A 23,670-nucleotide genomic window follows, 5' to 3' on the forward strand; every position below is an offset into this window, starting at 1 on the left:
CTCCGGGCAGCCGGCATACGGTCCAGTCATGGTTTCCCGCGTCCTGCCCGCCGCTGTCCTCGGTGCGGCCCTGGTCGCCACGCTCGCCGCCTGCGGCGAGGTGGCCTACTCCCGGCTCGAGTTCAACGACACCGAAAACGTCGCGATCACCGAGATCCGCCTGGAGCCGGGCAGCGGCGACCTCACGGTGGAGAGCACCGACACCAAGCAGGTGGAGATCCGCCGCATGGTGCGGTACCGCTCCAACGAGCCCGACACGTCGTACAAGATCGAAGGCACGACGCTGGTGCTCGACGCCGACTGCGGCAGTTGGTGCTCGGTCAACTACGAGGTGACGGCCCCGAAGGGTGTCGCGGTGCGGGGTGGCAACGACTCGGGCAACATCAACCTGTCCGGGGTGTCCGCAGTGGACATGAAGATCGACTCGGGCAACATCACGGTGTCCGGCGCGACCGGCAAGGTGGCCGCCGAGACCGGCTCGGGCAACGTGATCGTCAGGGGGGCGACGGGCGGCGTCGACCTGAAGAGCGGCTCCGGCAACATCGACGCCGACAACCTGGGCGGCCCGCAGAACACCGCGCGCGCCGACTCCGGCAACATCGGGCTGTCGCTCACCGCGCCGGGCGCGGTCACCGCACAGGCCGACAGCGGCAACATCCGGGTGCGGGTGCCGTCGGACAGCTACCAGGTGGAGGCGCGCACCGACTCCGGCCGCACCGACATCGGGGTGCCGGACGTACCGGACGGCAAGCACCTGATCGACCTGAGCACCGACAGCGGCAACATCACGATCAGCAGTAGCTAGCGCCTGTGTCGAAGTGAGGCCGGAGCTTGGCGAGGCCAGGCGGCGACACGGGCCCTAGAGCGGCTCGCCGAGGGGGTGCTCGCAGAAGAAGCCGCCGAGCCGGTCCAGGGCGATCGAATTGCCCCGCGGTAGCGAGTCGGCGTAGGTCTCCGAATCGTCCCGCGGGTGGTAGCCGATCTGCTCGCCCTCGGCCAGCGACAGCCAGCGGCGGGTGTTACGGCTGATTCCCCACAGCACCTGGTAGCCGGTGCGGTCGGTCACCAGGCAGGCCTCGACCAGCCGGGCGCAGTCGTCCGGTGACATCCAGACGTCGAGCAGGCTGGCCGAGAGCGGCGTCGCGAAGCAGGCACCGATCCGCAGCGCGAACACGCTCATGCCGAACCGGTCGGCGTACAGGCTGCCGAGCGACTCCACCGCCGCTTTGCTCCAGCCGTAGTAGGTGTCTGGCCGGGCGGGCACGGTCGCCGGCAGCGGGTCGCCTTTCGGGTAGAAACCCGCGGCGTGGATGGTGGAAGCCAGCAGGACGCGGCGGACGCCGGCTTCGCGGGCGGCTTCCAGCACGGTACGGGTGCCATCGACGTTGAGTCGCTGCAGGTCCGCCCAGCTTCGCTCGACCGGGTACGCGGCGAGGTGCAGCACCGCATCGACATTGGCGACCGCCCGAGCGAGCGTGCCCGGGTCGGTCAGGTCGCCTTCGATCAGGGTCTCGCCGGGGGCGGCCGGTTCTTGGCGAGCCAGGTCGAGCAGGCGCAGCTCGCGGTCGGGGCGGGCGAGCCGGGGCCGGAGCAGGCGGCCGACGCGACCGGCCGAGCCGGTGACGAGCAGCCGCCCGCCCACTCAGAAGCCCAGCTTGCGGAGCTGCTTCGGATCGCGCTGCCAGTCCTTGGCCACCCGGACGTGCAGGTCGAGGTACACCTTGCCGCCGATCAGCCCTTCGATCGCCTGCCGGGAGCGGGTGCCGACCTCTTTGAGCCTGCTGGCCTTCGCGCCGATCACGATCGCCTTCTGGCTCTGCCGCTCGACGTACACGTCGGCGTAGATCTTGGTGAGCCCGCCCTCGCGCATCATCTCCTCGACCACGACGGCGATCGAGTGCGGCAGCTCGTCGCGGACGCCCTCCAGCGCGGCCTCGCGGATCAGCTCGGCGATCAGCACCTGCTCGGGCTCGTCGGTGAGCATGTCGTCGGGGTAGAGCTGCGGCGACTCCGGCAGGTATCCGGTCATCACGTCGATCAGCGTCTCGACCTGGTATCCGGAGACGGCGCTGACCGGCACCACCTCGGCGAACTCGCCCAGCTCGCTGACCGCGATGAGCTGTTCGGCGAGCCGCTTCTTGTCGACCAGGTCGGCCTTTGTGACCACGGCGATCACCGACGCCTTGAGCTCGGCCAGCTCGCCGGTGATGAACCGGTCGCCGCGGCCGATCTCCTCGTCGGCCGGGATGCACAGGCCGATCGCGTCGACCTCGCTCCAGGTCTGCCGCACCAGGTCGTTGAGGCGCTCGCCGAGCAGCGTGCGCGGCCGGTGCAGGCCCGGGGTGTCGACGAGGACGAGCTGCGCCTCGGGCCGGTGCAGCACGCCGCGGATGATGTGCCGCGTCGTCTGCGGCTTGTTGGATGTGATGGCGATCTTCTGCCCGATGATCGCGTTCATCAGGGTCGACTTGCCGGCGTTCGGCCGCCCTACGAAGCAGGCGAACCCCGCCCGGTACGTCACGAAGTCACCGTGCCGAGCACCGCGCCACTCGGCGCCACCACGTGGATTGGCGCATCCGCGGCCAGGTCGCGCACGGCGGCGTGGCCGGCACCGTCGAGAGTGGACGCCTCGGTGACCACGGCCGCGGCCTCCAGCCGGGTCGCGCCGGCCGCCACCGCCGACGCCACTGCGAGCTGGAGCGCGGTGAGGGTGAGGGAGGGCAGCGCCACGTTCGCCGCCGCGTACGTGCGCCCGTCCTGGTCGCGCACGGCGGCGCCCTCGACGGCGCCGATCCGGGCCCGCGCGCCGCGGGCGAGCGTGACCAGCTTGGCGTCTTCCGCCTCCAGCGCGGCGGGCGCGGCAGTGGGCTCAGGCATCTGCGGGTTGCCTCTCCTGTTCGGGTACTTCGGCCGGGATCTCGGCGTCGAGGTCGCGGCGGACGAGGACGGAGTCGATGCGGTTACGCCGGCCGGTGGTGCCTTCGGCGACGAGTCGCAGCCCGCCCACCGTAGCCTCCGCGCCGGGGATCGGTACGCGCCCCAGGGCCTGGGCGAGCAGACCACCCACGGTCTCCACCTCGTCGGCGGGCAGTTCCACGTCGAACAGCTCACCGAGGTCTTCGACAGGCAGCCGGGCGGTGACGCGTACGGCGCCGTCGTCGAGCCGCTCGACCGGTGGGCGCTCCACGTCGTACTCGTCGGTGATCTCGCCGACGATCTCTTCCAGGATGTCTTCGATCGTGACCAGCCCACCGGTGCCGCCGTATTCGTCGACGACGATCACCAGATGGGTGCGGGCGGCCTGCATCTCGGACAGCAGGTCGTCGACCGGCTTGGACTCGGGGACGAAGGTGGCCTCGCGCATCAGGTCGGCGACCGCCATCGCCTCGGCCGCCGGGTCGCCGCTCTGCGTGCGGCGCACCACGTCCTTCAGGTACAGGATGCCGAGCACGTCGTCGACGCTCTCCCCTATCACCGGGATGCGCGAGAAGCCGGAGCGTAGGAAGAGCACGAGCGCCTGCCGCAGCGACTTGTGCGACTCGATCCACACCATCTCGGTGCGCGGCACCATGACCTCGCGCGCGATGGTCTCGCCGAGCGCGAACACCGAGTGGATCATCTGCCGCTCGCCGTGCTCGACGACCCCGCGCTGCTCGGCGAGGTCGACCAGCTCGCGCAGCTCCACCTGGGTGGCGAACGGGCCTTCCCGGAAGCCGCGACCCGGCGTCACCGCGTTGCCGATCAGGATCAGCAATGACGCGAGCGGGCCGAGCGCCCGGCCCAGCCAGCGCACCAGCGGCGCGGTGGCGCGCCCGACGGCGTACGCGTGCTGGCGGCCGATCGTGCGGGGCCCGACCCCCACGACGACGAAGCTGACCACCGTCATGGCGCCCGCTGTGACCAGCGCGGCGGTCCAGCCGGCGTCGAACGTGTCGACGGCCACCAGCGCGACCAGTGTGGTGGCGGTCAGCTCGCAGAGCAGCCGCAGCAGGAGCAGCAGGTTGAGGTGCCGGACGACGTCGGACGCGACGATCTGGAGGGCGCGCGCTCCGCGTACCCCCTCACGAGCCAGCTCGGCGGCGCGCGCGTGCGAGACGGCGCCGAGCGCGGCGTCGGTCATCGCGAAGATGCCCGCGAGGACGACCAACCCAGCGGCGGCCAGCAGGAGCTGGAGGTCTGGTAAGCCACCCGCCGCAGCGGCCTCCGCGAGCATTACAGCGCCTCCTGATTCGCTCGCTTCGCGGCGCCCCAAGGCGCCGCGATCCCGCCGGCGGCGGCGATAGTCGACGGTCCAGCACCGCGACGCCGGCGGGAAAGCGTCACCGCGCCGCTACGCTCCCTCATTTGACCCGGGTTGCCCGCCAGCTGGACAGCAGACGGGCCTGCAGGGCGAACATCTCCCGTTCCTCCTCCGGCTCGGCATGGTCGTAGCCGAGCAGGTGGAGAGCGCCATGGACGGTCAGCAGGTGCAGCTCGTCGGCCGCGGAGTGGCCGGCGGTGGCCGCCTGCTTGGCCGCCACCTCCGGACACAACACGATGTCGCCGAGCAGGGCGGGCTCGCCGGAGCCGGCCTCACCGGGGCCGTGGTCGACGCTGCCCTCGTCCATGGGGAACGCGAGCACGTCTGTGGGACCGTCACTGCCCATCCAGCGATGGTTCAGCTCGGTCATGTATTCGATGTCGACAAGCAGCACGGACAGCTCGGCGAGCGGGTTGACCCCCATCTCGTCGAGGGTGTGCCTGGCAACGGCCAGCACCGCGTCGGTGTCGACGCTGACGCCGGACTCGTTGGCGATCTCGATGGACAACGTGCTTTCCCCCGATTGACTCAGCGACGCCGGCCCGCGCGGGCGGTGCGTCCGGGCACGGCGTGCACGCCCTGGCCGCCCTGGGACTCGCGTTCGGCATCCCAGCGGGCGTAGGCGTCGACGATGTCGCTGACCAGCCGGTGCCGCACCACGTCAGAGCTGGAGAGCTGCGCGAAGTGGACGTCTTCGACGCCCTCCAGGATGTCGCGGACGACCTTGAGCCCGCTCGTGGTGCCGCCGGGCAGGTCGACCTGGGTGATGTCGCCCGTCACCACGATCCGGGAGCCGAAGCCGAGCCGGGTGAGGAACATCTTCATCTGCTCGGGCGTGGTGTTCTGCGCCTCGTCGAGGATGATGAACGCGTCGTTGAGCGTACGACCACGCATGTACGCCAGCGGTGCGACCTCGATCGTGCCCGCCTGCATCAGCCGCGGGATCGACTCGGGGTCGAGCATGTCGTGCAGCGCGTCGTACAGCGGCCGCAGGTACGGGTCGATCTTCTCGTACAGCGTGCCGGGCAGGAAGCCGAGCCGCTCCCCCGCCTCGACGGCCGGCCGGGTCAGGATGATCCGGTTGACCTGCTTGGCCTGGAGAGCCTGCACGGCCTTGGCCATCGCGAGGTAGGTCTTGCCGGTGCCCGCAGGGCCGATGCCGAACACGATGGTGTGCCCGTCGATCGCGTCGACGTAGCGCTTCTGTCCCAGCGTCTTGGGCCGGATGGTCCGGCCGCGCCGGGACAGGATGTTGAGCGTGAGGACCTCGGCGGGCCGCTCGGCCGTGCCCTGCTCGAGCATGCCGACGGTTCGCCGCACAGCGTCGGTGGTCAGTGTCTCACCCTTCTCGATCAGCTCGAGCAGCTCGGTGAACAGGCGCTCGGCCAGCGCGTTGTCGGCCGGCACCCCGGTAATGGTGATCTCGTTGCCGCGCACGTGGACGTCGCTTCGCAGGGACCGCTCGACGAGCCGAAGGATCTCATCCCCGGCGCCGAGCAGGTTTACCATGATCTGCGAGTCAGGAACCGTGATCTTGGTCTGCACGCGGGTCTGCCCGGTGGGGGATGCAGTCGTCATAGGTCTGGCCCGTGGGCCAACGCCACCCGCTTCCATCTCGGTGTGCTGCTGAAGTACCTCTCATCGTATCGGCTCAACGCCTTCACCACCGCGCCCATTTCGCCTCGGGCGGATGTTTGGTGACGGAAAGCGACCGAAATACTTTCAGAACGTTCGGTGGAGTACCACTTCCCCCGAATGGGGGATTCGCGATCTTCAAAGCTTTTCCAGTATCACCGTCGGTGACCCACGTCACTTTGGACAAACCACCCCAACGGAGGCATTCAGTGGCCGAGCAGCGCCGTACTCCCGGAGCCGCACCTGGCCACCCGTGGCCTCCGAGCCGACCCGGGCAGTGGCCACCCCACAAGCCGGAATACCAGGCGAGCCGACCCACACCGGTACGCCCGCAGCGCCGTGCCGACGCGAGTCGATGGCACTGGCTGCTCTTTATTCCGATCGTCGTGCCGCTCCTGACGCCGCTGTACAACCGGATCGAGCCGACGCTGCTGGGGCTGCCGTTCTTCTACTGGTGCCAGCTCGCGTTCGCCCTCCTGGCCTCGGTGATCATCGCGATCGTGCACGTCGCGACCAAGGACAAGTAGGACATGCCGACATTCGCCGACCACCAGGTCGAATTCTGGATCTTCGCGTTCATGTTCGGCCTGGTCACCGTCATGGGCTTCTGGGCCGCCCGATGGCGCCGGCCAGACAACATCCACACGCTGGAGGAGTGGGGACTCGGCGGCCGCGCCTTCGGCAACTGGGTCACGTTCTTCCTCCTCAGCGGCGACGTCTACACCGCCTACACGTTCGTGGCAGTGCCCACGCTGGTCTTCGGCGTCGGCGCCTCCGGCTTCTTCCCCATGCCGTTCCTGGTGATCGTCTACCCGATGCTCTTCGTGGTGCTGGCCCGCTTCTGGTCGGTCTGCCACGTGCACGGGTTCGTGACGCCGGCGGAGTTCGTCCGGGCGCGGTTCGGCTCCCGGACGCTCGCGCTCGGCATCGCCATGACCGGCATCCTGGCCACGATGCCGTACATCGCGCTGCAGCTCATCGGCATCGAAGCGGTGTTCAAGGTGATGGGCCTGCCGGAGGGGTGGCCGCTCACCGCCGCGTTCATCGTCCTCGCGCTGTACACGTTCAACTCCGGCCTGCGGGCGCCGGCGCTGATCTCGATCGTCAAGGACGCGCTCGTGCTGTGGACCGTGCTGGCGGCGTTCCTGATCGTGGCCTCGCACTCCGGCGGCTGGGAGACGGTCTTCCGGGTCGCGGAGACCAAGTACGCCACGTCACCAAGCACCAGCGACGGCCTGCTGCTGCCGGCCAGCAGCCAGCTCAATTACATCACGCTGGCCGTCGGGTCGGCGGTCGCGCTCTTCCTGTACCCGCACACGCTGACCGGCGTGCTCGCCTCCCGCAACCGGGCCACGCTGCGCCGCAACCTGTCGGTACTGCCGCTGTACACGCTGACCCTCGGCGTGCTCATGCTGGTCGGGTTCGCGGCGATCCTCAGCGACATCCAGCCGATCGGCGGCGACCGCAACACGGTCGTGCCGCTGTGGTTCGACGAGAACTTCCCCGCCTGGAGCGCGGGGCTGGCGTTCGCCGCGATCGGCGTGGGCGCGATGGTGCCCGCCGCGATCATGTCGATCGCCGCTGCGAACCTCTTCACCCGCGACGTGTACAAGGAGTTCATCCGGCCGGAGGCCACGCCCGCCGAGGAGACCCTGGTCAGCAAGATCGCCTCGCTGGCCATGAAGTTCGGCGCGGTGATCTGCATCCTGATGCTGAACACCCAGTTCGCCATCGACCTCCAGCTCATCGGCGGCGTCTTCGTCATGCAGACGCTGCCGGCGGTCGCCATCGGGCTCTTCACCGCGTGGCTGCACCGGTGGGCGCTGATCGCGGGCATCATCGGCGGGCTCACCACCGGGCTCGTGATGCTGTACCAGATCCCCCAGCGCGGCGCCGACGGCAACATCGTGCGGGAGCACTTCGGCGGGTCCGCGTGGCCGCTCAGCAACCTGGGCTTCGACACCCGCAGCACGATCTACGTGGGCGTCGTTGCGCTGGCCGCCAACCTGATCGTCGCCGCGCTCGCGACGCCGCTACTGCGGGCGATGGGCGTGCCGGACGGGCGCGACCGCACCCGCGAGCAGGACTACGTGGCCGACGAGGGTGACCCGACGGTGCGCCGCATGACAGAGCTGATCGACGGCGAGCCCACCCGCGACCAGACCGCCGCCCAGTCCCTGTTCACCCCGACGGGCGGCGGCCGCCACTCCCTCTAGCGCCGTCTCAAGCCGACGGCGACGCGCCCTCGAAGGTTTCCTGAGTACGGGTGAACCGGTACGTCGACCAGTGCATGCGCACCACCGTGCCGGCCCCGTCCCGGGTGAGCCGCAGCAGCTCGCCCGCCTCCCGCCCGGAGGCGGTGCGCAACACGTCCGGCTCACCCGGCTCCGGGGCGAACACCGCCGGCGGCTTGCCGTCCGGGTCGTCCGCGCCGCGCCCGCGCAGCGTCCCGTCCTTCCAGAAGAAGACGTACTCGAACCCCTCGCTCCACCACCGGCCCAGCACCGACCGGTACGGCTCGGGCACCGGCTCGCCGGGCGTCCACGGCGCGATGCCGGCCGGGTCCTCCTCGACCGCGGCCGCGAGCAGCTGGTGCGGCAGTTCGAAGATCTTGACGGCGGTACCCGACGACCCGAGCGCCGCGCAGCCCATCGCGCCCGGCGTGCCGTCGCCGCCACGCCGCCCGTACACGCCGGCGATGAACCCGGGCATCGCGCCGTCGTGCCCCACGTGCGTGACCCGGGCGCCTTGCGGAACCAGGATCAGCCCCAGCCCGAACCCGGCCACCCACAGCGACTCGTCGGTCGTGGTCAGCGGCCAGCGCATCTCGTCGAGCGTCGCCGGGCGGAGCACCGCGCCGTCGGGGTCGAGCGCCGCCGGGTCGGCGAGGAACGCCGCCCAGCGCGCCATGTCGGCCGCGGTGCTCCAGAGCTGAGACGCGGGTCCGACCCCGTCGAGGTCGAGCGGCGGCTCGGGCCGGGCGTGATCCGAGTACGCGTCGACGAGGTACCCGGTCACCGCCCGCTCGGTGGGCGCGACCGTCGTGGCCGTCAGGCCCAGCGGGCTCAGCACGCGGTCGGCGAGCACCTCGGCCCAGGTGCCGCCGCGCAGCCGCCCGACGACGTGCCCGAGCAGCGACAGCCCCAGGTTGGAGTAGTGGTACCGGCGGCCCGGCGGCAGTACGCGCTCGACGCGGTCGAGTTCGGCGAGCATGCGGCCGGTGTCTGGTGCCAGCAGGGTGTCCCAAACGTCGCCGTGCGGCTCGCGCTGGATGCCGGACGTGTGCGACAGCAGCCGCCGCACGGTCAGCTCGCCGTGCGCCGGCACGTCCAGGTGCCGCCCGATCGGGTCGTCGAGGTCGAGCAACCCGTCGTCGCGGCACTGCATGACCAGTACCGACGTGAAGGTCTTGGTGACCGACCCGATCCGGAACTGGCTGTCAGGTGCGGCCGCACCGACCTGGACCCGCCACAGCGGGCGGTCGGACCGGTGCAGGGCGACGGACAGCGCGGGCACCCGCGCCTCGGCCTGTACCTTCCGAGCGAGACGCTCAAGCTTGATCATTTGGCGAGCATAGGGCCCAGCGGCTCGCCACCCAACACGTGCGCGTGGACGTGGGAGACCTCCTGGCCGGCGTACTCGCCGGTGTTGAAGATCACCCGGAACCCGTCGGCGACGAGGCCCTCGTGCTCGGCCACGATGGCCGCCGTCTCCAGCACCTCGCCGGCGAGCTTGGCGTCGGCCTGCGCGAGCGTCGCGACGTCGGCGTAGTGCTCCTTCGTGATCACGAGGATGTGCGAGGCCGCCTTGGGCGTGATGTCGCGGAAGGCCAGCGTGGTGTCAGTTTCGCGCACCAGGGTCGCCGGGATCTCGCCCGACACGATCCGGCAGAAGAGGCAGTCCATCGTCACGAGGCTCATCGTATGCTCCGGGCCGCCCACAAGGGTGGTACTCACGCAGACCGGCCACACCCGACCCACGCGCCTCGGCCGCTGATATGACGCACTTGGGATGCCATTGACTCATTGCCATTCCTGAATCGCTGTCCGTACGCTCCCCGACAAAAGCGTGCCCACAAGGCGCGCGAATCCATTGGGGAGGGTCAGGAAATGATTCGCAGACTTGCTGCCGCCGCGATGGCCGCGGCCGCCGTGGGCAGCATGACCCTGGCAGCGCCGGCCACGGCCGCCGACATCGGGCCGTACGTCGTCGGAGGCACGCGCGCCGCGCAGGGCGAATTCCCGTTCATGGTGCGGCTCTCGATGGGCTGCGGCGGGGCGCTCTACAGCCCGCGGCTGGTGCTCACCGCAGCGCACTGCGTGAGCCGTACCGGCACGAACACGAGCATCACCGCCACGCTGGGCGCCGTCGACCTCCAGTCGTCGAGCCGCATCCAGGTGCGGTCCAACTACGTGTACCGGGCGCCGGGATACAACGGAAGCGGCAAGGACTGGGCGCTGATCCGCCTGGCCAGCCCCGTCACCAGCCTCGCCACCTTGCCGATCGCGACGAACACCGCGAACAACAGCGGGACGTTCACGATCGCCGGATGGGGCGCCGCGCGCGAGAACGGCGGGCAGCAGCGGTACCTGCTGAAGGCCCAGGTGCCGTTCGTCAGCGACAGCAGCTGCAACTCGTCGTACGGCGGCGACCTCATCCCGAACGAGGAGATCTGCGCCGGGTACGCGTCGGGGGGCACCGACACGTGCCAGGGCGACTCCGGCGGCCCGATGTTCCGTCGCGATGCCAGCAACGCCTGGATCCAGGTGGGCATCACGAGCTGGGGCTACGGCTGCGCACGGGCCGGGTACCCCGGCGTCTACACCGAGGTGAGCACATTCGCCTCGGCGATCGCCTCGGCCGCCGCGTCCCTCGGCGGCTGACCCGGCCGATCAAGGGGCGGTTCCTTCCCCCGGGGGACCGCCCCTTGAACGTGGATGATGGTCGGATGGCTGGACGATCTGTACTGGTGACAGGCGCCTCGCGGGGCATCGGGCGGGCGGTGGCCCGAGCGTGGCGCGGACATCCGGGCGCAGAGCCCGTTCAACCGGGTCGCCCGGGCCGACGAGATCGCCGCCGCCGTCCACTGGCTCGCCTCACCGGCCGCGGAATGGGCATCGGGCACCATCATCGATCTCAACGGAGCCTCCTACCTGCGGACCTGACCGGTTATAGGGTCGGTTGATGTCCGACATCGAAAAGGCGCTCGCCGCTCTCGACCTGGAAACCAAGGTCAAGCTCCTGTCCGGCAAGGACTTCTGGACGCTACCGGCGGTGCCGGAGATCGGTCTGCGTTCGCTCGTGATGTCCGACGGCCCCATCGGGGTACGCGGCATCGGTTGGACGCCGGACGACCCGTCGATCGCGCTGCCGAGCCCGACCGCGCTCGCCGCCACCTGGGATCCCGACCTTGCCCGCACCGCCGGCCGCCTGCTCGGTCAGGAGGCCCGCCGCAAGGGCGTGCACGTGCTCCTCGCGCCCACCGTCAACCTGCACCGCAGCCCACTCGGCGGCCGGCACTTCGAGTGCTACTCCGAAGACCCGCTACTGACCGCCCGGATCGGCGTCCAGTACGTGCTCGGCGTGCAGGACCAGGGCGTCGGCACCACCGTCAAACACTTCGTGTGCAACGACTCCGAGACCGACCGGTTCACTGTGGACGTGCGCGTCGGCGAGCGGGTGCTGCGCGAGCTGTACCTGGCGCCGTTCGAGGCGATCGTCGAGGCCGGCGCGTGGGGCGTGATGGCGGCGTACAACAGCGTCAACGGCTTCACCATGACCGAGCACGACCAGTTGCAGAACGGCGTGCTCAAGCGCGAATGGGGCTTCGACGGCTTCATCGTCTCCGACTGGACCGCTGCCCGCAGCACCGAAGCCAGCGCGTGCGGCGGCCTCGACGTGGTCATGCCGGCCGTCGGTGACCCGTGGGGCTACGACCTGGTCGCCGCCGTGCGCGCCGGCACCGTCCCGGAAGAGGTGATCGACGACAAGGTGCGCCGGGTGCTGCGGCTCGCCGCCCGGGTGGGCGCGCTCGGTGACGGTCCTCGCCCCGCGGTGTCATCTCTCGTCGGTGCCGTGGTAGCCCGCGAGATCGCCACGCGGTCGTTCGTGCTGGCCCGAAACGACAACGTGCTCCCGCTGGACGCGGGCGCGCTCCGCCGGGTGGCCGTGTCCGGAGCGCTCGCCGTGGACGCCCGGGTACAGGGCGGAGGCAGCGCACAGGTGTACCCGCCGTACATCGTGTCCCCCCTCGACGGGCTCACCGCCGCGCTCCCCGGTGCCGACGTGTCGTACACGATCGGCGCCGACCCGCGCCGCAGGGTGCCCGCCGCGACCGCTCCACAGTGGAGCGACATCGTCGCGACGCTGCGCGCCGAAGACGGCCGCGAGCTGTATCGCACGCCTCTTCACACCGCGACCGTACGGTGGATGGGCGACCCGCCGCCCGGCGTCGACCCGTACGAGCTGGCCACGATCGAGCTGACCGCGCGGCTGACCCCGGCCACCGGTGGCACGCATCAGCTCGCGATCGTCGGGTTCGGCGAGTTCACGCTCAGCGCCGCCGACGCCGTGGTTTTCGAAGGCCCTGTGTACCGCGAAGACGACCCGGCGTTGGTGTTCCTGTCGTCGGAGGAGCGGCGGTTCCCGGTCGAACTCACCGCTGGCGAGCCGGTCGACGTGACGCTCACCCAGCGTGTGACCATGCCAGGCTTCGTATCGTTCACCCTCGGTCACACCCCACCCAGTGGCACCCCCGAAGAGTTGCTCGACGAGGCGGCCCGCGCCGCCGCATCCGCCGATGTGGCCGTGGTCGTCGTGGGCACCACCGAAGAGGTCGAGTCCGAAGGCTTCGACCGCAAGACGCTCGCGCTCCCCGGCCGCCAGGACGAGCTCGTCTCCCGGGTCGCTGCCGCCAACCCGCGCACCGTCGTCGTGGTCAACGCCGGCTCGCCTGTGCTGATGCCCTGGGCCGACGAGGTGGCGGCGATCCTGCTCACCTGGTTCCCCGGTCAGGAGGCGGGAGCCGCCCTGGCCGACGTCCTGCTGGGCGTGGCAGAGCCCGGCGGGCGGCTGCCCACCACCTGGCCCCGCCACGCCGAAGACATACCTGTCCTTTCGACCCGGCCGGTCGACGGCGCACTGCCGTACGACGAGGGCGTGTTCGTGGGGTACCGCGGGTGGCGGGCCGAGCCACTCTTCCCGTTCGGGCACGGGCTGGGCTACACGACGTGGGCGTACGAGTCACTGTCCATCGAGGACACCGACGCGGTCGTGGTGGTACGCAACACGGGCACGCGCCCGGGCCGCGAGGTCGTCCAGATCTACGTGGCCCCCGAAACCCCCGACCCGGAGCGTCCGGAACGCTGGCTGGCCGGCTTCGCGACTGCGGCAGCCGCACCGGGTTCGACCGCCACCGTGCGCATACCCCTCCCCGACCGCGCATTCCAGATCTGGCGCGACGGCTGGCACCTCGTTCCCGGCGCGTACCGCGTAGAGGCCTCCCACTCCCTACCCGACCCCCGCCTGACAACCCCCCTCCTCCGCTAGCCCTGCCTCGCCCGCGCGCCCGCACCCTTCCGTCGCCCCTTTCCATCGATCAAGGCCAAACGCACGCGGTTTGATCTCTTTTCCACGTGCGTTTGCCCTTGATCGATGCGGCTGGCCTTGATCGATGGCAGGGCGGCCGCGGGGTGCCCGCGGGACGCGCGGCGTGTCCGCCGCCACGCCCCACCCCGCGCGAGCTCCCCGCAGCGAACGCGGGCGGCGCCGGGATGAGGAGACGCGGCCTGGTGAGGCGCAGTGGGATCGCGACGACCCTGGCGCCGCGCGACGATCAAGGAGATTCGCATCGATCAAGGGCAAACGCACGCGGTTTAGAGATCGAACCACGTGCGTTTGCCCTTGATCGACGGCACGGGGCGCGGCGCGCAGCGCCACAGCACGGGGCGCGGCGCGCAGCGCCACAGCACGGGGCGCGGCGCGCAGCGCCACAGCACGGGGCGCGCGGGAAGCGCCACAGCACGGGGCGCACGGGAAGCGCCACAGCACGGGGCGCACGGGAAGCGGGCGCGGCGCCAGAATGCGCGGGAGCGGGGAGTGGGGTGGTGTTACCAGCGGGCCAGGCGAGTGGCCAGGACGGCGAGGGCGGCTACGCCTGCTGTTGAGGTGCGGAGGACGGTGTCGCCCAGGCGGACCGGAACGGCGCCCGCGGATTCGAACACTGACAGTTCCTCCGGAGCTATGCCGCCCTCGGGGCCCACGACCAGGGCGATCTCGCCGGTCGCCGGCAGGTCGATCGTGGAGAGGCGGGCGGTCGCCTCCTCGTGGAGTACGAATGTTGCCCTGGTCGCCGCCTCGCGGGTGGAAGCGGGCGGCGCGACCACGGGCAGCCACGCGCGCCGGGCCTGTTTCGCAGCCTCGCGGGCTGTCGCCGCCCACTTTTCGTGCGCGCGGGTGCCTCGCTCGCCGCGCCACTGCACCACGGAACGGGCAGCCGCCCAGGGGACGATCTCGTCGACCCCGACCTCGGTCATCGCCTGCACGGCCAGCTCTCCACGGTCACCCTTGGCGATGCCCTGGATCACCACCAGGCGCGGGTCGGGCGGCTGGGCGTACACCTTGGAGGTGATCGTCAGGTCGAGCGTGCCTCGGCCGACGGCCCGGACCACCGCGGTCGCGATGCCCCCGCGCCCGTCGGCGAGCAGCAATTCCTCGCCGACCCGCAGCCGTTGGACGGTGGCCGCGTGATGGCCCTCAGGCCCATCGAGGACGAAGGAACCGGAGGGCAGCGACGCGACCAGGAAGAGCGGCGCGCTCAAGCGGGGGCCCCGCAGAAATGCGCAGCGCAGCGCAGCATTTTCGTGGGGTGCTTCAAGCGTGGCCGTTGAAGGCGTCGCGGACCCGGGAGAAGAATCCGCCCTGCTTGCTCAGCTCGGCGACCTCTTCGCCGCGGGTCTTCGCGAACTCGCGCAGGATCCGCTCCTGTTCGGGGTCGAGCTTGGTGGGCGTGCGGACGTCGAGGTGCACGAAGAGGTCGCCGCGCCCGGTGCCGCGCAGGTGGGGCACGCCGCGGGCGCGCAGCCGCAGGGTCGCGCCGGGCTGGGTGCCGGGTTTGACGTCGAGCTGCTCTTCGCTGTCGAGGGTCTTGATGGTCAGCCGGGTGCCGAGGGCGGCGGCGGTCATCGGGACGGTGACGCGACAGTGCAGGTCGTCGCCCTTGCGGGAGTAGACGTCGTGCGGCCGCTCGTGGATCTCGACGTACAGGTCGCCGGCCGTGCCGCCGCCGGGGCCGACCTCGCCCTGCTGGGCCAGGCGGATGCGCATGCCGTCTTCGACGCCGGCCGGGATCTTGACGGTGAGCGAGCGGCGGGTGCGGACCCGGCCGTCGCCGGCGCAGGTGGGGCAGGCGTGCGGGATGACCGTGCCGTATCCCTGGCAGACGGAGCAGGGCCGGGACGAGACGACCTGGCCGAGGAACGTGCGCTGGACGGACTGCACCTCGCCGCGCCCGCCGCACGCCTCGCAGGTAGCGAGGTGGGTGCCGGCCGCGGTGCCGGCGCCGGCGCAGGTGGTGCAGAGCACGGCCGTGTCGACGGTGATAGGCGCCTCGACGCCGAACGCGGTCTCGGTGAGCTCGAGTTCGAGCCGGAGGATCGCGTCGGCGCCGGGCCGGGTGCGCGAGCGGGGCCCGCGGGTGGCACCGGCCGTGCCGAAGAACGCGTCCATGATGTCCTGGAAACCGACGAACGGTCCGGCACCTGGGCCGCCACCGCCCGGCCCGCCGCCACCGGGCGCGAGCGGGTCGCCACCGAGGTCGACGATCTGCCGCTTCTGGTCGTCGGAGAGCACCTCGTAGGCGGCGTTGATGTCCTTGAACTTCTCGTGCGCTTCCGGGTCCGGGTTGACATCCGGGTGGTACTGGCGGGCCAGCTTCCGGTAGGCGCGCTTGATCTCGTCGTCGGAGGCGTCCCGGTTTACACCGAGAATCCCGTAGTAGTCCTTGGCCACTGCGTTCCGTGTCCTCATGTCGTTCGCGCTATCCCCGGGCCGTCCGTAAATACTGCCTAGTTGTTGCCCAGCAGCTCGCCCACGTAGCGTGCCACGGCGCGCACGGTAGCGATGGTGCCGGGGTAGTCCATTCTGGTCGGCCCCAGCACACCCAGGCTGCCAACGATCGTGACGCCTGGGCCGTAGCCGGTGCTGACAACCGAGGTGGACCGCAGGTTGTCGATCTCGTTTTCGTCGCCGATGCGCACCCGCAGGGTGCTCGCGTCAACCTCACCGAGCAGCTTGAGCAGGATGACCTCCTCCTCCAACGCCTCCAGGATCGGACGCAACGAGCCCTGGAAGTCCAGAAGGCTACCCCGAGTCAGGTTAGCCCGTCCGGCCAACGCGATGCGCTCTTCGTGCCGTTCGACAAGTGTCTCTAGCAACACACTGGCCAATGTCGCCATCGTGCCGCGGATATCCGGGGCAACCTCGTCGACCAGAGCTTGCACCAGAGGCGGAGTGTCGGAAAGCCGCTTGCCCACGAGCTTTTCGTTGACCATGCGGCGCAGGTCGGACACGGCCTCGTCAGGCACCGGGCCAGGCAGTTCGACGAGCCGCTGCTCGACCCGGCCCGTGTCGACGATCATGACGAGCATCAGGCGGGTGGTCGAGATCGGCACCAGCTCGAGGTGGCGCACCGAGGAGCGGGCCAGGCTGGGGTACTGCACGACCGCGACCTGGCGGGTGAGCTGAGCGAGCAGGCGCACGGTGCGGTGCACGACGTCGTCGAGGTCGAGGGCGCCGGCGAGGAACCGCTCGATGGCCCGGCGCTCGGCCGGGCTCAGCGGCTTGATCCGGGACAGCCGGTCGACGAAGAGCCGGTAGCCGAGGTCGGTAGGCACCCGGCCGGCGCTGGTGTGGGGCTGCCGGATGTAGCCCTCCTCTTCGAGGACGGCCATGTCGTTGCGAACCGTCGCCGGAGACACGCCGAGGTTGTGCCGCTCGACCAGCGCCTTGCTGCCGACCGGCTCCTGGGTGGCCACGTAGTCTTCGACGATCGCCCGCAGGACGTCGAGTTTGCGCTCGTCGAGACTCATATCACCTCCTGCGGCCCAGGCACGGCGATCCGGCCGGGACCGGCCGGATATCGCTGGCACTCGACTGTAACGAGTGCCAGTCTACGTCGCACCCCCCAACCTCGCGATGATCACTTTGGGCATAATGTCCATGACTGGACGTGTGTGTTGTCTGGCGCAGGTTGATCGATGCCCCTACCGTGACCTGCATGACCGAAGCACCTCGCCCTCCTGGAGAGAGTGATCCCACCTCTCCACCGACACCCCCAGCGTCCTATTCGATGCCGGGCGAGGATCCCTCTCCCGGCCAAGTTCCGCCGCCCGCGGCGGAACCGCCACCACCCTTCAGTGGGGCTGGCTATCCGCCACCCCAGCAGCCCGGCTATCCACCACAGGGCCCGCCACCGGGCGCCTACTACAGCGGTCCGCCGCCTGCCGGCTACGCGAACAACGACGAAAAGACCTGGGCGCTCGTCGCCCACTTCGGTGGCGCCGCCGGCGCGCTGATCGGCGGCGGCACGCTTGGTTGGGTGGGGCCCCTCGTGGCGCTGCTCGCCAAGGGCAACCAGTCGCCCACGGTGCGGGCCCACGCGATCGCCGCGCTCAACTTCCAGCTGCTGTGGTCGATCATCACGGTCGTCTGCTGGATCCTGGCATGTGCCCTGATCGGCTTCATCCTCGCCCCGATCGCGACGATCATCGCGATCGTCTTCGGGATCATCGGCGGTGTGAAGGCCAACGACGGCCAGCTCTACCGGTACCCGATGAGCGCACCCTTCGTGAAGTGAGACGTGCGGCCCGGGTTTTCGGACCCGGGCCTCACGGCAGCAGGTCGCGCACTACCGCGTCGGCCAGCAGTCGGCCGCGGAGCGTCAGCACGACCCGGCCGTCGTGCTCTTCCAGAAGGCCCTCCGCCACTTTCTGGACAGCGGCTGCCCGCCCGCCGGCATCCAAGCTGGCGAGCGAGATCCCCGACGCCAGCCGCAACCGCAGCATCACGTCTTCCACATGGCGGTCGGCGTCGGTGAGGATCTCCCGCCCGTGGCCCGGCGAGACGCCAGCCGCCAGGCGAGACGCGTAGCTCGACGGGTGCTTGACGTTCCACCAGCGGACGCCGCCGACGTGGCTGTGCGCGCCCGGCCCGAGACCCCACCAGTCGCCGCCGGTCCAGTAGAGCAGGTTGTGCCGGCAGCGGGCGTCCGCGCTCGTCGCCCAGTTCGACACCTCATACCAGGAGAAACCGGCCGCGTCGAGGGCGGCCTCCGCGGCCAGATAACGGTCCGCGGCCACGTCGTCCGACGGGTACGCCAGCTCACCGCGCCGCATCCGAGTGGCGAGCCGGGTGCCGTCCTCCACGATCAACGCGTACGCGCTCACGTGGTCGACTCCCGCACCGACCGCCGCCGCCAGCGACGCCGCGAAATCGTCGCCGGACTCCCCCGGCGTGCCGTAGATCAGGTCCAGGTTGACGTGGTCGAAACCGGCATCGCGTGCCTCCAGCGCCGCGGCCCGCGCACGGCCCGGCGTGTGCCGCCTGTCGAGCACCTGCAGTACGCCCAGCGCGGCCGACTGCATGCCGAGGGAGACCCGGGTGAACCCGGCCTTGCGCAGCCGGCCCAGCGACTGGGGCGTGACCGACTCGGGGTTTGCCTCGGTGGTCACCTCGGCATCGCCTGCGAGGCCCCAGGTGCGATCGATCGCGTCCAGGATGCGGCCCAGGTCGTCCGGGTCCAGCAGCGTGGGGGTACCGCCGCCGAAGAACACCGTGTCGACACGCGCGGGCTTCACGATGCGGCGGGCCAGCGCCAGCTCGGCGAGGACGGTGTCCGCGTACTGGTCCCGGCTCGCTCCCCCGCCCAGCTCAGCGGCGGTGTACGTGTTGAAGTCGCAGTACCCGCACCGGCTGGCGCAGAACGGCACGTGCACGTACACGCCGAAGCCCCGGCCGGTGAGCGCGGTGCCGTCGGGGAGCGCGCCATCGGCCGGTACGGCCTCACCGTCTGGGAGCTGACCTGCCACGCCCTTTAGTCTGCCCGCATGGCAGCAACGGAGCTGATACGGGTCGACCGGGCACGTGGCGTGGCGACGCTCACCCTGGACTCCCCGCACAACCGCAACGCGCTCTCCACCCCGTTGATGACCCGGCTCCTCGCCGAGCTGGACTCGGCGGCGGCCGACGAGGCGGTACGGGTGGTGGTGATCACGCACACCGGGCCGGTCTTCTGCTCCGGGGCGGACCTGTCGGAGACCGCCGCTGGCGTGGCACCCACCGGGCTGCTCTCGGACGTCCTCGCCGCCATCTGGGAGTCGCCCAAGCCGGTCGTGGCGAGGGTCGGCGGGGCGGCGCGGGCGGGCGGCCTCGGGCTCGTCGCGGCCGCCGACATCGCTATCTGTGCCGACGAGGCAACGTTCGCGTTCAGCGAGGTCCGCATCGGAGTGGTGCCGGCGATCATCTCGGGCACCGTGCTGCGCCGGCTGGCTCCGCGCGCGGCCGCCGAACTCTTCCTGACCGGTGACGTCTTCGACGGGCGCCGGGCGGCCGAGATCGGGCTCGTGACGGCCGCCGCGCCCGCCGAGGCTCTGGACGCCACGGTCGCCTCGTACTGCGGTGCCCTGCTGCGCGGCGGGCCGCTGGCGCTGGCCGGTACCAAAAAGGTTCTGCACCGGCCGCCGGCCGCTACGGTACGTGAAGATCTTGCGGATTTGGCCGCGCTTTCGGCCGAGTATTTCGGTTCTGACGAGGGGCGCGAGGGCGTACTGGCGTTTCGCGAGAAACGCGCTCCCCGCTGGGTACCCGACGAGTAACTCCCCTTTACGTGCCAAAGGACCCACAGGTACGGTCGCTTGTCGAATGTTGCGTACCCTGGACGCACGACTCATGTGGGGGTGACGGTGCGTATTCGGCCAGGCGTGGCGGTTTTCATAGCGCTCGTGGCAATCGCTGGTCTGGGCCTATACGTGGGCAAGCGCGACTGGGGTGTCGACATCAAGCTCCCCACGGTGGCCCGCCGGTGCACCGTCCAAGCCGATGGCCAGGTCACCCTCGACGCCAGCCAGATGGCCAACGCCGCCACCATCGCCGCGATCGGCATCCGGCGCCAGATGCCCGAGCGGGCCGTGGTGGTCGCGCTGGCCACCGCTCTACAAGAGTCCAAACTGGAAAACCTGGCCGGCGGCGACCGCGACTCCATCGGCCTGTTCCAGCAGCGTCCCAGCCAGGGCTGGGGCACGCCGGAGCAGATCCGCGACCCGCGGTATGCGTCCACAAAGTTCTACACGGCGCTCAACAAGGTGCGCGGCTGGGAAGACATGCGCGTCACCGACGCTGCCCAGCGGGTGCAGCGCTCCGCCTTCCCCAACGCCTACGAGAAGTGGGCCGACGAGTCCGCCGTGCTGGCCAAGGCGCTGCTCGGCAACGCCACCGGCGCGGTCGCCTGCAGCATCGACGGCGAGCCGGCGGTGCGCGGGCTGGCGGCCGCCGAGGCGCTGGGCGCCAACCTGCGGCTCGACTGGGGCAAGCTCGAGGTCGCGGCGCCGGCTGAACTCATCGGCCTCGCGGTGCCGGCGGGCAGCCCGCAGGCTGGCTGGCGGTACGCGCACTGGCTGGTCTCGCACGCCACTGACCACGGAATCAAGCGGGTGCGGTTCGGCGATCTGGAGTGGACGGCCGACGAGGGCAACTGGTCGCGGATCGATGCGTCTTCGGCCGAAAGCGGTCAGGTCATCGCCGAGGTCCACACCGACGCCTGACGTCACCACGTTCACTGGCCGTATTCGGTTGCGTGGGCCTGAACGGTTTTCGCGAAATCGGATTTGGCCGCTTCTTAATCCGACCGCCGCCGGTGACGCTCGTGCTCGACGAATCTGTCCGACGTCACCCGAAAGAGGCTCCGCAGTGTTCCCTGACTCCACTGACAGGAGTGCCCGCCGCCACCCCTCTTTGGGTGACGGCGGGCGTTGTTTACGGATGGAACGGTGTTAGTACCTGCTGACTCCGCGCCGGCCGGTCACTCCGGCCACGAGAGCCACACCGACGGCCGCGAGGACCACTTGCAGCAGAATCTCGGTCCAGTCCAGGCCCGCCGTGTCGGCGACTCCCGCCGCCCGCGCGATCACGGTGCCGAGAAGTGCGGCACCCACGCCGACGAGAATGGTGAGCCAGATCGGGATGTTTTGGCGGCCTGGTAGGACCAGACGGCCCAGTGCACCGATGATCAAACCGATGATCAGAGCGGAGATGATGCCGGTGGCGGTCACGGTCGCCTCCTTTTCCGGGGGAGTTTTCGTTACCGCCTAACGTTTCCCGGGGGTTCCCGTTCCCAAACGCAGCGCCGCGTCCCGGACTGCCTTGTCCATCGTCTCGAAGGCGAGCTTGGGCGGCTCATCCAGGGCGAACCAGGCCATCTCGGATGACTCGTCGGGGTCGAGCGTCACTCGCGCGCCGTCGAGCGTCGCCAGGTAGAAGCAGTCGAGTACCGGCAGAAGCTCGCCCTGGAAGGCGTAGCTGCCGACGTACATCCCGACGAAGTCACCGAGCGTGACCTCGACGCCGAGCTCTTCGCGGCCCTCGCGCACCGCCGCGACCGCGGGCTCCTCCCAGCCGTCGCAAAACCCCCCAGGCGTCTCCCACAGGCCCGCCTGCGGCTCGCGGGCGCGCTTGAGCGCCAGGAACCGCCCATCCTCGTACACGATCAGGCTGCCCGTCGGGCGGGCGTTGACGAAGAGGGCGTACCCGCAGGCACCGCACGTGGTCGGCGCCGCGTTTTCGAGCTTCTGGCCGCAACGCGGGCAGAACATTACTTCTTGCCGCCCTTGGCATCTCCCGCGTCGGAGGTGGACAGCGCCGCGATGAAGGCCTCCTGCGGGACCTCGACGCGGCCCACCATCTTCATCCGCTTCTTGCCTTCCTTCTGCTTCTCCAGCAGCTTGCGCTTTCGGGTGATGTCACCGCCGTAGCACTTGGCAAGCACGTCCTTACGGATCGCGCGGATCGTCTCGCGTGCGATCACCCTGTTGCCGATCGCGGCCTGGATCGGCACCTCGAACTGCTGGCGCGGGATCAGGTTGCGCAGCTTCGCCGCGATCGTGACGCCGTAGTTGTACGCCTTGTCCTTGTGCACGATCGCGCTGAACGCGTCGACGGCGTCGCCGTGCAGCAGGATGTCGACCTTGACCAGGTCGGCCTTCTGCTCGCCGCTGGGCTCGTAGTCCAGGCTCGCGTAGCCCTTCGTGCGGCTCTTGAGCTGGTCGAAGAAGTCGTAGATGATCTCCGCGAGCGGCAGCGTGTAGCGCAGCTCGACCCGGTCGGCCGAGAGGTAGTCCATGCCGAGCAGGGTGCCGCGCCGGCCCTGGCACAGCTCCATCACCGCGCCCACGTAGTCGGTGGGCGTGAGCACGGTCGCCCGCACCACCGGTTCGTAGACCTCGGCGACCTTCCCGGTGGGGTACTCGCTCGGGTTGGTGACCGTGTGCTCCACGCCGTCTTCCATGATCACCCGGTAGACCACGTTGGGCGCGGTGGAGATCAGATCGAGGCCGAACTCGCGCTCCAGGCGCTCCTGGATGATCTCCAGGTGCAGCAGGCCGAGGAAGCCGCACCGGAACCCGAAGCCGAGCGCGGCGCTGGTCTCCGGCTCGTAGCCGAGCGCGGCGTCGTTGAGCTTGAGCTTGTCGAGCGCGTCGCGCAGTCCCGGATAGTCGGAGCCGTCGATCGGGTACAGGCCGGAGTAGACCATCGGCTTAGGGTCCTTGTATCCGCCGAGCGCCTCGCTCGCTGGACGGATGTTGATCGTCACGGTGTCACCGACCCGTGACTGCCGGACGTCCTTAACCCCGGTGATCAGGTAGCCGACCTCGCCGACGCCCAGCGCCTGCGCCTTCTCCATCTCTGGTGAGATGACGCCCAGCTCCAGCAGCTCGTGGACGGCGCCGGTGGACATCATCTTGATGCGGTCGCGGGCCTCGATGCGGCCGTCGATGACCCGGACGTAGGTGACCACGCCGCGGTACACGTCGTAGACCGAGTCGAAGATCATCGCGCGGGCGGGTGCGCTGGCATCGCCGGTGGGCGGCTGGAACTGCCGGACGATCTCGTCCAGCAGGTGCGACACCCCCTCGCCGGTCTTGCCAGACACGCGCAGGCAGTCTTCCGGCTGGCAGCCGATCAGGTGGGCGAGCTCCTCGGCGTACTTCTCCGGCTGGGCGGCCGGCAGGTCGATCTTGTTGAGCACGGGGATGACGTGCAGGTCGTTCTCCAGCGCCAGGTACAGGTTGGCGAGCGTCTGCGCCTCGATCCCCTGCGCCGCGTCGACCAGCAGCACCGCACCCTCGCACGCGGCGAGACTGCGCGACACCTCGTACGTGAAGTCGACGTGCCCAGGCGTGTCGATCATGTTGAGAACGGCCTGGTCACCGGTCTGATCGCCCTCGCGGACCGTCCACGGCATGCGGACGGCCTGGCTCTTGATGGTGATGCCGCGCTCGCGCTCGATGTCCATCCGGTCGAGGTACTGAGCACGCATCTGCCGCGCGTCGACCACGCCGGTCAGCTGCAGCATCCGATCGGCCAGGGTCGACTTGCCATGGTCGATGTGGGCGATGATGCAGAAGTTCCGGATACGTCCGGGGTCGGTCGCGCCGGGGCTGTTCGCGGTCACCGGTGGCACAGTC

At 70.2% G+C, this 23,670-nt stretch carries 23 protein-coding genes; 8 read left to right on the plus strand and 15 right to left on the minus strand.

Features of this window, described 5'->3' with window-relative positions:
• Positions 1-28: 28 nt before the first annotated feature.
• Positions 29-805, plus strand: a complete 777-nt coding sequence (locus tag V6V89_RS26895; protein WP_334622167.1) for a DUF4097 family beta strand repeat-containing protein — start codon at positions 29-31, stop codon at positions 803-805.
• 54 nt (positions 806-859) lie between these two features.
• Here the strand turns inward: V6V89_RS26895 and V6V89_RS26900 are convergent, their stop codons facing one another.
• From V6V89_RS26900 to V6V89_RS26925, 6 genes are all read right to left on the minus strand, one after another.
• Complete coding sequence (locus tag V6V89_RS26900) at positions 860-1,642, minus strand: NAD-dependent epimerase/dehydratase family protein (protein WP_334622169.1); 783 nt, start codon at positions 1,640-1,642, stop codon at positions 860-862.
• Complete coding sequence (era, locus tag V6V89_RS26905) at positions 1,643-2,521, minus strand: GTPase Era (RefSeq protein WP_334622170.1); 879 nt, start codon at positions 2,519-2,521, stop codon at positions 1,643-1,645. It abuts the gene before it with no gap.
• The gene (locus V6V89_RS26910; RefSeq protein WP_334622171.1) at positions 2,518-2,877 is read right to left on the minus strand and encodes a cytidine deaminase; all 360 of its coding nucleotides are present in this window, start codon (positions 2,875-2,877) and stop codon (positions 2,518-2,520) included. Before V6V89_RS26910 ends, era begins: the two co-directional genes overlap by 4 nt.
• On the minus strand, positions 2,870-4,213 hold the full coding sequence (locus tag V6V89_RS26915; protein ID WP_334622172.1) for a hemolysin family protein: 1,344 nt from the start codon (positions 4,211-4,213) through the stop codon (positions 2,870-2,872). Before V6V89_RS26915 ends, V6V89_RS26910 begins: the two co-directional genes overlap by 8 nt.
• A gap of 127 nt (positions 4,214-4,340) precedes the next feature.
• A complete protein-coding gene (ybeY, locus tag V6V89_RS26920; protein ID WP_334622174.1) occupies positions 4,341-4,808 on the minus strand; it encodes an rRNA maturation RNase YbeY in 468 nt (155 codons plus the stop codon).
• Positions 4,809-4,828: 20 nt separating this feature from the next.
• Entirely contained in the window at positions 4,829-5,878 is a 1,050-nt protein-coding gene (locus tag V6V89_RS26925; RefSeq protein ID WP_334622175.1) for a PhoH family protein, read from the minus strand.
• Positions 5,879-6,144: 266 nt separating this feature from the next.
• On the opposite strand from V6V89_RS26925, the gene V6V89_RS41860 reads away from it, so the two are divergent.
• Together V6V89_RS41860 and mctP are read left to right on the plus strand one after the other, a co-directional pair.
• Positions 6,145-6,462 (plus strand): DUF3311 domain-containing protein, encoded by a 318-nt coding sequence (locus V6V89_RS41860; RefSeq protein ID WP_442935222.1) that lies wholly within the window; start codon positions 6,145-6,147, stop codon positions 6,460-6,462.
• Positions 6,463-6,465: 3 nt separating this feature from the next.
• Complete coding sequence (gene mctP / locus V6V89_RS26935; RefSeq protein WP_334622176.1) at positions 6,466-8,151, plus strand: monocarboxylate uptake permease MctP; 1,686 nt, start codon at positions 6,466-6,468, stop codon at positions 8,149-8,151.
• 7 nt (positions 8,152-8,158) lie between these two features.
• Here the strand turns inward: mctP and V6V89_RS26940 are convergent, their stop codons facing one another.
• Complete coding sequence (locus V6V89_RS26940) at positions 8,159-9,499, minus strand: serine hydrolase domain-containing protein (protein WP_334622177.1); 1,341 nt, start codon at positions 9,497-9,499, stop codon at positions 8,159-8,161.
• On the minus strand, positions 9,496-9,840 hold the full coding sequence (locus V6V89_RS26945; protein WP_334622240.1) for a histidine triad nucleotide-binding protein: 345 nt from the start codon (positions 9,838-9,840) through the stop codon (positions 9,496-9,498). The genes V6V89_RS26940 and V6V89_RS26945 overlap by 4 nt, the downstream gene beginning before the upstream one ends.
• A gap of 204 nt (positions 9,841-10,044) precedes the next feature.
• Here V6V89_RS26945 and V6V89_RS26950 point away from each other — a divergent pair, with 204 nt between their 5' ends.
• Positions 10,045-10,818, plus strand: a complete 774-nt coding sequence (locus V6V89_RS26950; RefSeq protein ID WP_334622179.1) for a S1 family peptidase — start codon at positions 10,045-10,047, stop codon at positions 10,816-10,818.
• 301 nt (positions 10,819-11,119) lie between these two features.
• Positions 11,120-13,483, plus strand: coding sequence for a beta-glucosidase family protein (locus V6V89_RS26955; RefSeq protein WP_334622180.1), 2,364 nt, complete (start codon positions 11,120-11,122; stop codon positions 13,481-13,483).
• A gap of 560 nt (positions 13,484-14,043) precedes the next feature.
• On the opposite strand, the gene V6V89_RS26960 is transcribed toward V6V89_RS26955, so the two are convergent.
• Genes V6V89_RS26960 through hrcA form a run of 3 tightly spaced genes read right to left on the minus strand, consistent with a single transcriptional unit; the run spans position 14,044 to position 17,022 of the window.
• Positions 14,044-14,754 (minus strand): 16S rRNA (uracil(1498)-N(3))-methyltransferase, encoded by a 711-nt coding sequence (locus V6V89_RS26960; RefSeq protein WP_334622181.1) that lies wholly within the window; start codon positions 14,752-14,754, stop codon positions 14,044-14,046.
• Positions 14,755-14,806: 52 nt separating this feature from the next.
• Positions 14,807-15,943 (minus strand): molecular chaperone DnaJ, encoded by a 1,137-nt coding sequence (gene dnaJ, locus V6V89_RS26965; RefSeq protein ID WP_334622242.1) that lies wholly within the window; start codon positions 15,941-15,943, stop codon positions 14,807-14,809.
• A gap of 56 nt (positions 15,944-15,999) precedes the next feature.
• Positions 16,000-17,022 carry a heat-inducible transcriptional repressor HrcA gene (hrcA, locus tag V6V89_RS26970; protein ID WP_334622183.1) on the minus strand — a complete coding sequence of 341 codons (1,023 nt, stop codon included), beginning with the start codon at positions 17,020-17,022 and terminating at the stop codon, positions 16,000-16,002.
• Positions 17,023-17,282: 260 nt separating this feature from the next.
• Between hrcA and V6V89_RS26975 the strand changes: the two genes are divergently transcribed.
• Complete coding sequence (locus V6V89_RS26975) at positions 17,283-17,789, plus strand: DUF4870 domain-containing protein (RefSeq protein WP_334622185.1); 507 nt, start codon at positions 17,283-17,285, stop codon at positions 17,787-17,789.
• Positions 17,790-17,820: 31 nt separating this feature from the next.
• Here V6V89_RS26975 and hemW read toward each other — a convergent pair whose 3' ends face one another.
• On the minus strand, positions 17,821-19,020 hold the full coding sequence (gene hemW / locus V6V89_RS26980; protein WP_334622187.1) for a radical SAM family heme chaperone HemW: 1,200 nt from the start codon (positions 19,018-19,020) through the stop codon (positions 17,821-17,823).
• 18 nt (positions 19,021-19,038) lie between these two features.
• Between hemW and V6V89_RS26985 the strand changes: the two genes are divergently transcribed.
• Positions 19,039-19,806 carry an enoyl-CoA hydratase-related protein gene (locus tag V6V89_RS26985; protein WP_334622188.1) on the plus strand — a complete coding sequence of 256 codons (768 nt, stop codon included), beginning with the start codon at positions 19,039-19,041 and terminating at the stop codon, positions 19,804-19,806.
• A gap of 81 nt (positions 19,807-19,887) precedes the next feature.
• Complete coding sequence (locus tag V6V89_RS26990) at positions 19,888-20,751, plus strand: hypothetical protein (protein WP_334622190.1); 864 nt, start codon at positions 19,888-19,890, stop codon at positions 20,749-20,751.
• 228 nt (positions 20,752-20,979) lie between these two features.
• On the opposite strand, the gene V6V89_RS26995 is transcribed toward V6V89_RS26990, so the two are convergent.
• From V6V89_RS26995 to lepA, 3 genes are read right to left on the minus strand one after another with little or no spacing between them, the layout of a single operon-like run.
• Entirely contained in the window at positions 20,980-21,258 is a 279-nt protein-coding gene (locus tag V6V89_RS26995; RefSeq protein ID WP_334622192.1) for a GlsB/YeaQ/YmgE family stress response membrane protein, read from the minus strand.
• A 36-nt stretch (positions 21,259-21,294) separates the two neighbouring features.
• Positions 21,295-21,798, minus strand: a complete 504-nt coding sequence (locus tag V6V89_RS27000; protein ID WP_334622193.1) for an NUDIX hydrolase — start codon at positions 21,796-21,798, stop codon at positions 21,295-21,297.
• Positions 21,798-23,666, minus strand: coding sequence for a translation elongation factor 4 (gene lepA, locus V6V89_RS27005; RefSeq protein WP_334622195.1), 1,869 nt, complete (start codon positions 23,664-23,666; stop codon positions 21,798-21,800). The genes V6V89_RS27000 and lepA overlap by 1 nt, the downstream gene beginning before the upstream one ends.
• Positions 23,667-23,670 lie beyond the last annotated feature (4 nt).

It is taken from the genome of Micromonospora sp. CPCC 206061 (assembly GCF_036906915.1).
Lineage (GTDB): Bacteria > Actinomycetota > Actinomycetes > Mycobacteriales > Micromonosporaceae > Phytohabitans.